Raw genomic sequence first — 13,312 nt, 5'->3', positions numbered from 1 at the left:
CGGCGTCAGTGTTTACGCAGGACCGTGGCTACGGTCGCGACGTTATGGGCGAGGTGCAGCGGATTGATGGTGCCGACAATAGCACTGGCGACCCCAGGATGCTCAAACAACAGTTCGAAACTGGCACGAACCGGGTCTACCCCAGGGCTCAGGCAGGCGTGGCCGCTGGCCAGGGCTTTTTTCACCAGGATCGCTTTGCCGTGCTCGTTGGCGTAGTCAATGACCGCCTTTTCGCCTCGTTCGTTCAGATTGTAGGTGACCATTGCGCAATCGCCTTGCTCCAGGGCCTTCAAGCCGCCGTCGACGGTCTTGCCGGAAAAGCCGAAGCCGCCGATCTTGCCTTCGCGCTTGAGCGCCGCCAGGGTCGGGTAGACCTCGCTGTCGTTGAGGATCGCCAGGTCGTTGCCGTCGGAATGCACCAGGACCAGGTCGATGTAGTCGGTTTCCAGGCGCTTGAGGCTGCGCTCCACCGAGAATCGGGTATGGGCTGCACTGAAGTCGTGGCGTGACTGGCCGTCACTGAATTCTTCGCCGACCTTGCTGACAATCACCCAGTCGTGACGTTGGCCGCGCAGCAGCGGGCCGAGGCGTTCTTCGCTGCGACCATAGGCCGGTGCGGTGTCGATCAGATTGATCCCCAGGTCGCGCGCGAGCTTGAGCAACATGCGCGCTTCGTCGTCATCGGGGATCTGAAAACCGTTGGGGTATTTGACGCCCTGGTCGCGGCCCAGCTTGACGGTGCCCAGGCCCAAGGGCGAAACCCGCGGGCCGTCATGGCCCAGAGGGCGATAGAGGTCATGCAGGGTCGCTTGGCTCATGGCAGCAGTTGCTCCCAGGCAGGCACGCCCATGGGCGGCTTCGGCAGGTCCGGCAGCGGAGCCGGGTGACTGGGCTGGATGCCATCGCGTTGCAGCGCGTTGATCACCCGATCGGCGAAGTCCGGGGCCAGGGCCAGTTTGGTCGGCCAGCCCACCAGCAGGCGATCCTGCTCGGCGAGGAAGGCGTTATCCGGGCGGGTCAGGCCCGACTGCAACGGTTCGGCGCGGTCAACCCGCAACGTGGCCCATTGCGCGGTGCTGAGGTCGATCCACGGCAGCAATTGGCCCAGTTCTTTCTGCGCGACGGCGATCTGCTCGGCAGGCTCGCGGGCGATGGCATCGCCTTCGGCGAGGTCGCCCCCCAGGTACCAGACCCATTGGCCATTGGCGGCCGGGTGGGTGGTGACGGTGACGCGTGGCTTCGGTCCGCCGCCCAGGCAATGGGCGTAAAGCGGCTTGAGGCTCGGCCCCTTGGCCAGGACCATGTGCAACGGCCGGGTCTGCATGGCCGGTTTGTCCAGGCCCAGGGCTTTGAGCAGGTCAGCGGTGCCCGCGCCCGCGCTGAAGACAATGCGCTGGGCCCGAATCTCACGGTCGTCGACCTTCAGTCCGACCCATTCACCTGCTTCGCGCAGTGGCTCGATGCGCTGCCCGGCCAGCAGGCTGTCGCCGGCCAGTTCCGCCAGGCGCTCGATCAGGCTGGGAACATCCACCACCAACTCGGCCAGGCGATAGACCTTGCCTTTGAAGCGCTTGTCTTGCAGGGCCGGCGGCAATTGGTCGCCCTTGACCTGGTCGACCCGTCCGCGCACGGCCTTGCTGGCAAAGAAACTGGTGAGGTTGCCGGCCAGGGTGCCGGGGGACCAGAGGTAATGGGCATCGGACAGCATGCGCACGCCGGACAGGTCCAGTTCACCATCACCGTTCAGGGCTTCGCGCCAGCGGCGCGGCATGTCGGCGATGGCTTCCGAGGCCCCGGTCAGGGCGCCATGCAAGGCATATTTGGCGCCGCCATGGATGATGCCCTGGGATTTGACACTCTGCCCGCCACCGAGGCTGGCGCTTTCCACCAGCACGGTTGAAAACCCCAGGCGGCGCAAGCGCGCGTTCAGCCAGAGGCCGGCGACTCCGGCGCCGACAATCAGGATGTCGGTGGAAATAACGGATGGCATGCAGCGACCTCAGTGTTCAAGACGAGGGCGCAGTATACAGACTCGATGAGATGCGTCTGATCCCCCTGTTCAAGGTCAGTCCAACTGTGGCGAGGGGATTTATCCCCGCTGGGCTGCGCAGCAGCCCCAGAACCTGACAGCACGATATGCCAGTTGCCTTGAAAAAGGGGGCGCTTCGCACCCCAGCGGGGATAAATCCCCTCTCCACAAAGTATTCCAGTTTAATGACCGGTGTGTTTTCAGTGCCCGGCCGTCTTGGAAAACAGCTGGATCACCACCACCCCCAACACAATCAGCGCCATCCCCAGCATCGCTGGTACGTCCAGTTTCTGCCCGTAGATGAACAGCGCCGCCACGCTGACCATGACGATCCCCAGCCCGGCCCAGACCGCATAGGCCACGCCCACCGGTACGGTGCGCACCACCAGCGTCAGCATCCAGAACGCGGTGCCGTAGCCTACAACGACCAGCAGCAAGGGCAGGGGTGTGGTCAGGCCCTTGATCGCTTTCATCGAAACGGTGGCGATCACTTCGGCGCAGATGGCGATGGCCAGGTAGTAGTAGGCGTTCATGGGCGGTTCCTCTTTGACGGTGGCGTCTTTCGATGGGGTCATTCTAGAGATCGCCCAGATGCGGTAAAGTCATTACCTATCTGTAATGGAGATAGGTTGAGCCATGAACGTACAGTGGAACCTGGAGCAATTGCGGCTGTTTGTCGGGGTCGCCGAGAAACGTTCGTTTTCCGCCGTGGCCCGGGACCAGCGCAAGGCGCAATCGGCCATCAGCAGCGCGATCGCCATGCTGGAAGACGACTTGGGGGTGAGCCTGTTCGAGCGCAGCAGCGGCCGCCAGCCCAGGCTCACCGACGCGGGTGAAGCCCTGCTCGAAGAAGCCAGGGAAGTGCTGCGCCAGTGCGAGCGCCTCAACGGTCGGGCCCTGGCCTTGATGCGCGGGCAGGAGCCGTCGCTGCGCCTGGCCCAGGATGAAGCCATGCCCTATCAACCGGTCATCGACAGTCTGGCGGCCCTGGCCGAGCAATTTCCTACCCTCGAAGTGCAACTGGCCAGCGCCGCCCAGGGCGACGTGGCGCGCAAACTGGTGGAGCGGCGCGCCGACCTCGGCTTGCTGTTCTATCACGACCAGATCCCTGAGGCGCTGGAGCGCCGGGTACTGGGCAGCGTCGAAATGGTCACGGTGTGCGGCCGGGACCATCCCTTGGCGAACCATGGCTATGTGACCTGCCGGGAAATGGCCCGGCACCGCCAGTTGTTGATGGCGACCCAGTCCAGCGTCTATCCCGGCAGCGAGCAGGCCAGCCCGCAGGTCTGGCGGGCCGACAGTTTCTATGTGTTGGCCGAGTGGTTGAGGAGTGGCCTGGGCTGGGCCTGGCTGCCACGGCACGTGGTGCAGTACCCGGCGTACCTGGGGGACATGGTCGAACTCAGCAGCGAATGGACCCCGCCGGCCCTGGTGGTGGAACTGGTCTGGCGCCGCGACGAACCCCTGGGGCCGGCGGCCCGTTGGCTGGCGGAACGTTTTGCCGTGCAGTTGCAGGCGATCGGCTGAAAAACCGATAAACTCCGCCGCCATGAACAGAACTCTCTATAGCGCGTTGTTTTATCTGGGGCTGCCACTGGTAGCGATTCGGCTGTGGTTGCGGGCCCGCAAGGCGCCAGCGTATGCCCGGCGCATCGGCGAGCGTTTTTCCTGGGGCCTGCCGACCCTGGTGCCGGGGGGTATCTGGGTGCATTCGGTGTCGGTGGGCGAGAGCATTGCCGCCGCGCCGATGATCCGCGCCTTGCTGCAACGTTATCCACAGTTGCCCATCACCGTCACCTGCATGACGCCCACCGGCTCGGAAAGGATCCAGGCGATGTTCGCCAGCGAGCCGCGCATCCAGCACTGTTATCTGCCATACGACTTGCCCTGTGCCGCCAAGCGTTTTCTCGACCGGGCCCGCCCGGTCCTGGCGGTGATCATGGAAACCGAGCTGTGGCCCAATCATATTCACCAATGCGCCAGGCGCGGCATTCCGGTGGCCCTGGCCAACGCGCGGTTGTCGGAGCGCTCGGCCCGGGGTTATGCACGCTTTCCCAAGCTCACCCGGCCCATGCTCGCCGAGATGAGCCTGTTCGCCGTGCAGACCGAAGCCGAAGCCGAGCGTTTTCGCCAGTTGGGCGCCCGGGTGGAAACCGTCGAGGTCACCGGCTCCATCAAATTCGACCTGACCATCGACCCGCAGTTGCTCGAAGACGCCAGCGCCTTGCGCCGCCAGTGGCAAGCAACCGAACGCCCGGTGTGGATCGCCGCCAGCACCCATGAGGGTGAAGACGAAGTGGTACTGGCGGCTCACCGCCGGTTGCTCGACAGTTATCCCGATGCGCTGCTTATCCTGGTGCCGCGTCATCCCGAGCGTTTCGACTCGGTGCACCAGTTGTGTGAAAACGAAGGCCTGGTCACGGTGCGGCGCTCCAGCGGCCAACCGGTTACCGCCCAGGCTTCGGTGCTGCTCGGCGACACCATGGGCGAACTGCTGTTTCTCTATGCGTTGGCCGACAGCGCGTTCGTCGGGGGCAGCCTGGTGCCCAACGGTGGGCACAACCTGCTCGAACCGGCGGCCCTGGCGAAACCGGTGCTCAGCGGGCCGCACCTGTTCAACTTCCTCGAAATCGCCGCGCAACTACGCGCTGCCGGAGCGCTGGCGGAAGTGGAAGATGCCGAAAGCCTGGCCCTGGCGGTGCAGCGTCTGTTCGAACTGCCCCGGGATGCCCAGCGCATGGCCGAGGCGGGGTTGAAGGTGATGCGCAGCAACCAGGGCGCGTTGCAGCGGTTGCTGGAGGGGTTGGGGCGGTTGCTCGCTGGACGGTGATCGTTCCCACGCTCTGCGTGGGAATGCAGCCCGGGACGCTCTGCGTCCCTTTCAGAGCCGAACGCGGAGCGTCCGTGGAGGCATTCCCACGCAGAGCGTGGGAACGATCAGCATCAAGGCTATCGTCGTTATTGCGCCGGCCGCGAGCGCAACTGCTGCGACGCTGCCTGGGCCAGGTCCGGCGGCAGGAAGTCGCGGTCGGGGTTGTAGTCGGGCTTGAGGTAGCGCGACAGGTCCTGCAGGTCCGCCGGGCTCAACGTCCCGGCCGCTTGCTTCAGACGCAGGTTGTCGAGGATGTAGTCGTAGCGGGCGTTGTTGTAGTTGCGCACCGAGGTGTACAGCTGGCGCTGGGCATCGAGCACATCGACGATGTTGCGGGTACCCACCTGATAGCCGATTTCCGTGGCTTCCACCGCGCTCTGGTTGGAGATGATCGACTGGCGCCGGGCCTGGACCTGCTCCACGTCCGTGTTGACCGCACGGTGCAGGTTCCGGGTGTTCTCCACCACCTGCCGGCGCAGGCCTTCGCGCTGCTGTTCGGTCTGGGTGAGCTGCGAGTAGGACTCGCGCACCTGGGAGCTGGTCAGCCCGCCGCTGAAAATCGGTATGTTCAATTGCAGGGCCAGCGTGCGTTGCTCTACGTCGCCGCTGTAGGCGCGACCGAATGCGTTCGGGTTGCTGAAGCCCAGGGCGTCGTTGTCACCTTTTTCATATCTCGCCACGGCGTCCAGGGTCGGCGCATGCCCGGCCTTGCGTTGGCGCAAAGTGTCTTCGGCGGCATCGACCGCGTAGTTGCTGGCCAGCAGGTTGAGGTTCTGCTTGGCCGCGGTATCGACCCAGGCCTTGGCGTCGTTCGGCGTCGGCGGCAGGATCGGCAGGGTGTGGACGATGCCCTGAAGCGAGTTGTACTGGCGGTTGGTCAGGGTGATCAGCGCTTCGAACGCGTCCTCGACCTGGCGCTGGGCGAGGATCCGGTTGGCGCGTGCGGTGTCGTAGCTGGCCTGGGATTGCAGCACGTCGGTCTTGTCCGACAGGCCGACGTCGAAGCGTTCGTTGGACTGGTCGAGCTGGCGCTTGAACGCGGCTTCCTCGGCCTTGGTCGAAGCCAGGTTGTCCTGGCTGCGCAGCACGTTGAAGTAGCTCTCGGCGCTTTGCAGGATCATGTTCTGCTCGGTGGCCGACAGTTGCAGTGCGGCCTGTTCATTCACCGACTTGGCGGCCTGGAACTGGAACCAGCGATCGGCACGGAACAAGGGTTGGGACAGCGTGGCCTGGTAGGAGCGGGCGCTGCGGTTGGCGACCGCGGCAGGCTGGTCGATATCGGTGCGCACATTGGCGACTTCCGCACCGCCGGACAGGTTCGGCAGCAACCCGGCACGGGCCTGGGGCACCACTTCCTTCTGGGCACCATACTGGGCGCGGGCGGCCGCCAGGTCGGCGTTATTGTCCACCGCTTCCTGATAGACGCTCACCAGATCGGTTTTGGTGGTCAGGGGCGCTTCGGCAGCCCAGGCCATTCCGTTGGACGCACAAGACACGGCGAGGGCCAGTGAAAGTTTGCGCAGCATGAGGCGATCCCTACTTCTCGAATGTTTGCGCACAAGAGGCGCGGCGTAGCGAGTGTAGTTGCGCACAGGCACGGCAACAATCCTGTATATGCGCCATTCATCACGGCTTTTACCCGGGTGATGGCGTTCTGTGGTGGTTGTGTCTAGACTGGCCGGGTTCTTGTCGGGGTGCCTTGCTATGAGGCTGAGATCGAATAATTTCGGATCCCGTTGAACCTGATCAGGTTAACGCCTGCGTAGGGAACAAGATTTCTCGTCACCCGGCGAGTCCTCTTGTGCTTCGTCCGGGATGTCGTTCGACCATTGAACGCACTCGAGCAGCAAGCACAGCGTCCGCACTTTCGTGCAGGGACGTGTCCATTCGCTACAGGTTCGCTCCGACAAAAATCCACTGCCTGGATGTGTGTCTGGAGAGCCCGTGATGACGACAAAAGCAAAAAACGCGACCAACCTCAGCGATTCGGCCAAGGTCGATGAGCAATCGGTCCAGCCCTTTACCCGCTCGCAAAAAATCTATGTCCAGGGCAGCCGCCCGGATATCCGCGTACCCATGCGCGAAATCAGCCTCGACGTGACCCCCACCGACTTCGGCGGCGAAATCAACGCGCCGGTTGTGGTGTACGACACGTCGGGCCCGTACACCGACCCGAACGTGATCATTGACGTGCGCAAGGGCCTGGCCGACGTGCGTTCTTCGTGGATCGAAGCCCGTGGCGACACCGAACGCCTGGCGGGCCTGAGTTCCAACTTTGGCCAGGAGCGCCTGGCCGATCCCGAGCTGACCAAGCTGCGCTTCGCCCACGTGAACAACCCACGTCGGGCCAAGCCCGGTGCCAACGTCAGCCAGATGCACTACGCGCGCAAAGGCATCATCACCGCCGAGATGGAATACGTCGCCATCCGCGAAAACATGAAGCTGGAAGTGGCCCGCGCCGCCGGCCTGCTGGACCAACAACACGCCGGCCACAGCTTCGGCGCCAGCGTGCCGAAAGTCATCACCCCGGAATTCGTGCGCGATGAAATCGCCCGTGGCCGCGCGATCATCCCGGCCAACATCAACCACACCGAACTGGAACCGATGATCATCGGCCGTAACTTCCTGGTGAAGATCAACGGCAACATCGGCAACAGCGCGCTGGGTTCGTCCATCGAAGAAGAAGTGGCGAAGCTGACCTGGGGCATACGCTGGGGTTCGGACACGGTCATGGACCTGTCCACCGGCAAGCACATCCATGAAACCCGCGAATGGATCATCCGCAACTCGCCCGTGCCGATCGGCACCGTGCCGATCTACCAGGCCTTGGAAAAAGTCGGCGGCGTGGCCGAAGACCTGACCTGGGAGCTGTTCCGCGACACGTTGATCGAGCAGGCCGAGCAGGGCGTCGACTACTTCACCATCCACGCCGGCGTGTTGCTGCGCTATGTGCCGATGACCGCCAAGCGCGTCACCGGGATCGTCAGCCGTGGCGGTTCGATCATGGCCAAGTGGTGCCTGGCGCACCATAAGGAAAACTTCCTCTACACCCACTTCGAAGACATCTGCGAAATCATGAAGGCCTACGACGTCAGCTTCTCGCTGGGCGATGGCCTGCGTCCGGGCTCGATTGCCGACGCCAACGACGAAGCGCAGTTCGGCGAGCTGGAAACCCTCGGCGAGCTGACCAAGATCGCCTGGAAGCACGATGTGCAATGCATGATCGAAGGCCCCGGCCACGTGCCGATGCAGTTGATCAAGGAGAACATGGACAAGCAGCTCGAGTGCTGCGACGAGGCGCCGTTCTACACCCTCGGCCCACTGACCACCGACATCGCGCCGGGTTACGACCACATCACCTCCGGTATCGGTGCGGCGATGATCGGCTGGTTCGGTTGCGCCATGCTCTGCTACGTCACACCGAAGGAACACCTCGGCTTGCCGAACAAGGATGACGTGAAGACCGGGATCATCACCTACAAGATCGCCGCCCACGCGGCCGACCTTGCCAAGGGCCACCCGGGTGCGCAGATCCGCGACAACGCCTTGAGCAAGGCGCGTTTCGAGTTCCGCTGGGAAGACCAGTTCAACCTCGGCCTGGACCCGGACACTGCCCGTTCGTACCACGACGAAACCCTGCCGAAGGACTCGGCCAAGGTGGCGCATTTCTGTTCGATGTGCGGGCCGAAATTCTGCTCGATGAAAATCACCCAGGAAGTGCGCGAGTACGCCGCCAACCAGCGCATTGAAGCGGTGGATGTCGACGTTGCCCAAGGCTTGGCGGAGCAGGCGGAGCGGTTCAAGAAGGAAGGTAGTCAGCTTTATAAGAAAGTTTAAGCGGCAAGCTCCAAGCGGCAAGCTGCAAGTTAGAAGCAAAAGCGCAATCCGCTTTTTCTTGATGCTTGCAGCTTGAAGCTTGCAACCCCTTTTCACCGAGATACTTCTCTTGAACACCTATTCCCCCGACATCGCGATCCCCACCGACAAACGCGTCTTCGGCGCCCGCGATCTGTTTTCCCTGTGGTTCTCCCTCGGCATCGGCCTGATGGTCCTGCAAGTCGGCGCCTTGCTCGCACCGGGCCTGGGCCTGAGCGATTCGTTGCTGGCGATTTTCCTCGGCACGCTGGTGGGCGTCCTGTTGCTGGCGGCGGTCGGGGTGATCGGCAGTGACACAGGCCTGTCGGCCATGGCCGCCCTCAAGCTCAGCCTGGGCGGCAAGGGCGCGAGCGTGCCGGCGGTGTTGAACTTGCTGCAATTGATCGGCTGGGGCTCGTTCGAAATCATCGTCATGCGCGATGCCGCCAGCCTGCTCGGCGCGCGAGCCTTCAACGAAGGCAGCCTGGGCTCCAACCCGCTGCTGTGGACGTTGTTCTTCGGCGCCCTGGCGACCCTGCTTGCCGTGAGTGGGCCGTTGACCTTCGTGCGCAAGGTCCTGCGCAAATGGGGCATCTGGCTGCTGCTGGCGGCCTGCATCTGGTTGACCTGGAACCTGTTTGCCAAGGCCGACCTGGCGGCGCTGTGGGCCCAGGCGGGCGATGGTTCGATGCCGCTGGCGGTAGGGTTTGACATCGCCATTGCCATGCCGCTGTCGTGGTTGCCGCTGATCGCCGACTACTCACGTTTCGGCCAGCGCGCCAAAAATGTCTTTGGCGGCACTGCCGTGGGTTTCTTCATCGGTAATTTCTGGCTGATGAGCCTGGGCGTGGCCTACACCCTGGCCTTCGCGCCGAGCGGTGAAGTCAATGCGTTGCTGCTGGCCCTGGCCGGTGCCGGGCTGGGCATTCCGTTGCTGCTGATTCTGCTGGATGAGTCGGAAAATGCCTTCGCCGACATCCACTCGGCGGCAGTGTCCAGCGGCATGCTGTCGGGGTTGAAGGTCGAGCACCTGGCCTTGGCGATTGGCGTCATCTGCACCTTGATCGCCTGCTTCGCACCGTTGGCGCAATACCAGAACTTCCTGTTGCTGATCGGCTCGGTGTTCGCGCCGCTGTTCGGCGTGGTGCTGGTGGACCACTTCATCCTGCGCAAACGCAGCAGCCAAGTGGTGTCAGCCGCGTTGCGCTGGCCGGCCCTGTTGGCGTGGCTGGGTGGGGTGAGCACTTATCACGTGCTGGCCAACCTCTATCCGGATGTCGGTGCAACCCTGCCGTCGCTGGTTCTGGCAGGGTTGCTGCAACTGCTGTTGGGTCGGGCTTTCAGCTACGGCCGGGGAACAGCTCGGGCTTGAGGATGCCATTGAGGCGAGGATAGGCGATCTTCAGTTCGATGTGACCCAGGGCGTACGGCGCGATGGTGCTCACTTCGTACTTGAGGATCACCCCGCCGTAGGTCAGCGCCACGTGCGGGGTTTTCTGGAATGACCACTGTTTCAGGAACTCGGGCTCCTGATCCAGCTTGGTGCTGATCAGCCAGCTGTTGTGGGCGACTTGCGCAGCTTTCCAGAAGGCTTCTTCCTGGCCTGGCAGCAGCATGTCCGACAGGGTCAGTACCTTGTGCTGCTGGCGCGAATAGTTGATGAAGCCGCGCCCTGGCGTGCCGTGGGCACCGCCGGTGTCCAGGTAGCTGGACAATTCGATGATCACCAGGCCGTCATGTTGCTCGCGTACCTTGGCCTGCAAATAGCTGCTGTTGCGCGGTGCGGCGTTGCGCAAAAACTGTTCGCGATAGGCCGCCAGCGTCGGTGCCACCGGTGCGTCCTGGGTGCGGGTCATTTGCAGCAGGCGTTTTTCGACGATGCCGTCCAAGGCAGGCTCGGTGGGAAAGTGCAGGGTATCGATGTTCACCAATGGGCAGTCGGCGCTGGCACAGCCGGGTTGCAGTTGTTCCGAAGCGTCGCGGGTGGTCTCCAGCGGTGCGCGATAGTTGGGTTGGAACAGGCTTTGGCAAGCGCCCAGGGTCAGGGCAATGGCAGCCACGGAGGCGGTTTTGAAAAGCGACATGGGCGTCCTTCATGAAACACGGAAAGGCAAAAAGTTACCCGCTTCGACTGTCGGCAAGGCAATCAGTTCGCCACTAAGCTCATTAGAGTGATTTTCAGCGCAGCCGTCCATCCCGATCACCGGAAAGGGGCTGCATCAAAGGGTACGGGCGCGTTAGGATGGCGCGAAGCCGAGGTTGGAACCTCGTATTGATCCATTGCACACGAGGATTGTCATGACCGACTTCGCCAACGCCGCACCGAACACCGTGGACATCGTCAAGCGTGAAACCTGCTTCAAGGGTTTCTATAAGCTCGACCGCCTCGTCTTGCGCCACGAGTTGTTTGCCGGTGGCATGAGCCGTGAGATCAGCCGTGAATTGTTCGTGCGTCATGACGCGGTGTGTGTGCTGCCCTACGACCCGCAGCGCGATGAAGTGGTGTTGATCGAGCAGTTTCGCGTGGGAGCCATTGGCAAGACCACCAACCCCTGGCTGGTGGAACTGGTGGCCGGCCTGATCGACAAGGATGAGCAACCGGAAGAAGTTGCTCATCGCGAAGCGCAGGAGGAAGCTGGGCTTGTCTTCGCTGCGCTTTGGCCGATGACTCAGTATTTTCCATCGCCAGGCGGCAGCAACGAATTCGTACATTTGTTCTTGGGGCGTTGCGACAGCACGGGGGCAGGCGGCCTGCATGGCCTTCTGGAAGAAGCCGAAGACATTCGGGTGAAGGTCTGGGCCTACGAAGATGCCTTGCAAGCCGTGCGCGACGGGCGTATCTGCAACGCGGCCAGCATCATTGCCTTGCAATGGCTGGCCTTGAATCGCGATGAAGTGAGGGGGCTATGGTCCTGAACAAGCTGCGCGACCGCTATCGCGTCGATCTGGTGGGGTTGCAGGCCGCCTGCGAGGCCAACTACGCCCGCCTGATGCGCTTGTTGCCGGACATGCGCAACGACCCCTTGCCGCGCCGCATCGCCGTGACCCACGGCGACCAGATGCTCGGCGTACTGGCCCTGGAAGTGCTGCAGACCTGTCCCTACACCACCACCTTGCAGGTGCGCCAGGAACACAGCCTGCCCTGGTTGCCGGTGCCGCAGCTGGAGGTTCAGGTCTATCACGATGCGCGCATGGCCGAAGTCGTCAGTGCCGAGCATGCACGACGCTTCCGTGGCATCTATCCTTACCCCAATGCCTCGATGCACCAGCCGGACGAAAAGGCCCAGTTGAACCTGTTCCTGGGCGAGTGGCTGAGTCATTGCCTGGCGCTGGGCCACGAGTTCGAAGTCGTTCGGTAGTTGTGAACCGGTTCCGGTTCGCGGGTTTCCCCTTTCGATCGTCCCCCAGCATAATTGCGGCTTCATGCAACGGCGTGATTGCGCCTGGGAGAAAGCGATTTGCCGAGCGTATCCAGCTTGACCACTGCCGATGCGGCGTTGTTGGTCCAACTGTCCGATAGCCATTTGTTCGCCGAGGCCGATGCCTCGTTGCTGGGCATGAATACCCGTGACAGTTTGCGGGCGGTCATCGATCTGGTGCTCAAGCAGCAGCCGGGCATTGACCTGATGCTCGCCACGGGGGATCTGTCCCAGGATGGCACGCTGGAGTCCTACGCGGCGTTTCGGCAGTTGACCGCCCGAATCGATGCGCCGGCGCGGTGGATCCCCGGCAACCATGACGAGCCGCGGGTGATGCTCGAGGCGGCGGTCAAGAGCACGTTGCTCGATCCGGTGGTGGACATCGGCAATTGGCGGGTGACGATGCTGGACTCGGCCGTGCCGGGTTCGGTGCCGGGGTTTTTGGCCGAGGAGCAGCTGATTCTGTTGGCCAATGCGTTGAGCGAGGCGCCTGAGCGGCATCATCTGGTGTGTCTGCATCATCATCCTGTTTCGATTGGGTGTGCGTGGATGGAGCCTATTGGGTTGCGTAATCCGGAGGCTTTGTTTGCGGTGTTGGATCGGTTTCCACAGGTGCGGGCGGTGTTGTGGGGGCATGTGCACCAGGAGGTTGACCGGGTCCGTGAGGGGGTTCGGTTGTTGGCTTCGCCTTCGACCTGTATTCAGTTTGAGCCGGGCAGTGAGGATTTTGCGGTGGGCTCGCAGGCGCCGGGGTATCGGTGGTTGCGGCTCTTGCCGGATGGGCGGTTGGAGACGGGGGTTGAGCGGGTGGTTGGGTTTGCGTTTACCCCGGACTATGAGTCCAACGGGTACTGAGTTCGGCCCAACTGTGGGAGCGAGCTTGCTCGCGATGGCGGTCTGATTGAGTACATATCCATTTCTGCGGTAACGGCTGCTGACGGTTCCGCTCTTACAGCGGGTCACTTTTGGCAAACGCCCCAAAAGTAACCAAAAGGTCTTTGCCCCACCACTCGGCACCTCGCCTAGGCTCGGTGTGCCCTCACTCCGGCATTACTCCGTGGGCCGCCGCGAAGGGCCATCCATGGCCCAGCGCGGCTACCTCGGCATCCATGCCGAGGTGCCCACTGCGCAATACCT

At 62.9% G+C, this 13,312-nt stretch carries 12 protein-coding genes and 1 riboswitch; of the genes, 7 read left to right on the top strand and 5 right to left on the bottom strand.

What is annotated here, in order from left to right; genetic code table 11:
• Positions 1–5: 5 nt before the first annotated feature.
• The 3 genes from BM317_RS19790 to BM317_RS19780 form a co-directional block, all read right to left on the bottom strand.
• On the bottom strand, positions 6–818 hold the full coding sequence (locus BM317_RS19790; protein ID WP_092475810.1) for an aldo/keto reductase: 813 nt from the start codon (positions 816–818) through the stop codon (positions 6–8).
• Positions 815–1,990: an NAD(P)/FAD-dependent oxidoreductase gene (locus BM317_RS19785; protein WP_092475807.1), complete on the bottom strand. Its 1,176-nt coding sequence runs from the start codon at positions 1,988–1,990 to the stop codon at positions 815–817. Before BM317_RS19785 ends, BM317_RS19790 begins: the two co-directional genes overlap by 4 nt.
• 239 nt (positions 1,991–2,229) lie before the next feature.
• Positions 2,230–2,562 carry a DMT family transporter gene (locus BM317_RS19780; protein ID WP_092175987.1) on the bottom strand — a complete coding sequence of 111 codons (333 nt, stop codon included), beginning with the start codon at positions 2,560–2,562 and terminating at the stop codon, positions 2,230–2,232.
• Positions 2,563–2,665: 103 nt separating this feature from the next.
• Between BM317_RS19780 and BM317_RS19775 the strand changes: the two genes are divergently transcribed.
• Both BM317_RS19775 and waaA read left to right on the top strand, forming a co-directional pair.
• Positions 2,666–3,556, top strand: coding sequence for a LysR family transcriptional regulator (locus BM317_RS19775; RefSeq protein ID WP_092175990.1), 891 nt, complete (start codon positions 2,666–2,668; stop codon positions 3,554–3,556).
• A gap of 22 nt (positions 3,557–3,578) precedes the next feature.
• The gene (gene waaA, locus BM317_RS19770; RefSeq protein ID WP_092475805.1) at positions 3,579–4,859 is read left to right on the top strand and encodes a lipid IV(A) 3-deoxy-D-manno-octulosonic acid transferase; all 1,281 of its coding nucleotides are present in this window, start codon (positions 3,579–3,581) and stop codon (positions 4,857–4,859) included.
• 128 nt (positions 4,860–4,987) lie between these two features.
• Here the strand turns inward: waaA and BM317_RS19765 are convergent, their stop codons facing one another.
• On the bottom strand, positions 4,988–6,427 hold the full coding sequence (locus BM317_RS19765) for a TolC family outer membrane protein (protein ID WP_092475803.1): 1,440 nt from the start codon (positions 6,425–6,427) through the stop codon (positions 4,988–4,990).
• A gap of 154 nt (positions 6,428–6,581) precedes the next feature.
• A riboswitch (TPP riboswitch) is annotated at positions 6,582–6,687 on the top strand.
• Between the two features lie 161 nt (positions 6,688–6,848).
• Here BM317_RS19765 and thiC point away from each other — a divergent pair.
• Together thiC and cytX are read left to right on the top strand one after the other, a co-directional pair.
• Positions 6,849–8,738 carry a phosphomethylpyrimidine synthase ThiC gene (gene thiC, locus BM317_RS19760; protein WP_092443845.1) on the top strand — a complete coding sequence of 630 codons (1,890 nt, stop codon included), beginning with the start codon at positions 6,849–6,851 and terminating at the stop codon, positions 8,736–8,738.
• A gap of 109 nt (positions 8,739–8,847) precedes the next feature.
• The gene (gene cytX, locus BM317_RS19755; protein WP_092475800.1) at positions 8,848–10,128 is read left to right on the top strand and encodes a putative hydroxymethylpyrimidine transporter CytX; all 1,281 of its coding nucleotides are present in this window, start codon (positions 8,848–8,850) and stop codon (positions 10,126–10,128) included.
• On the opposite strand, the gene BM317_RS19750 is transcribed toward cytX, so the two are convergent.
• Complete coding sequence (locus BM317_RS19750) at positions 10,097–10,840, bottom strand: DUF3298 domain-containing protein (RefSeq protein WP_092176004.1); 744 nt, start codon at positions 10,838–10,840, stop codon at positions 10,097–10,099. The two genes, cytX and BM317_RS19750, sit on opposite strands and share 32 nt — an antisense overlap.
• 214 nt (positions 10,841–11,054) lie before the next feature.
• On the opposite strand from BM317_RS19750, the gene BM317_RS19745 reads away from it, so the two are divergent.
• From BM317_RS19745 to cpdA, 3 genes are all read left to right on the top strand, one after another.
• Complete coding sequence (locus BM317_RS19745) at positions 11,055–11,672, top strand: NUDIX domain-containing protein (protein WP_060739445.1); 618 nt, start codon at positions 11,055–11,057, stop codon at positions 11,670–11,672.
• The gene (locus BM317_RS19740) at positions 11,663–12,115 is read left to right on the top strand and encodes a DUF1249 domain-containing protein (RefSeq protein ID WP_024618006.1); all 453 of its coding nucleotides are present in this window, start codon (positions 11,663–11,665) and stop codon (positions 12,113–12,115) included. Before BM317_RS19745 ends, BM317_RS19740 begins: the two co-directional genes overlap by 10 nt.
• Positions 12,116–12,214: 99 nt before the next feature.
• Positions 12,215–13,030: a 3',5'-cyclic-AMP phosphodiesterase gene (gene cpdA / locus BM317_RS19735; RefSeq protein WP_092475922.1), complete on the top strand. Its 816-nt coding sequence runs from the start codon at positions 12,215–12,217 to the stop codon at positions 13,028–13,030.
• Positions 13,031–13,312: the final 282 nt, after the last annotated feature.

Source organism: Pseudomonas sp. NFACC24-1, from assembly GCF_900115235.1.
Classification (GTDB): domain Bacteria; phylum Pseudomonadota; class Gammaproteobacteria; order Pseudomonadales; family Pseudomonadaceae; genus Aquipseudomonas; species Aquipseudomonas fluorescens_AA.
Note: the sequence above shows the minus strand (reverse complement) of the source record. Positions and strands in the feature narration are given on the sequence as shown.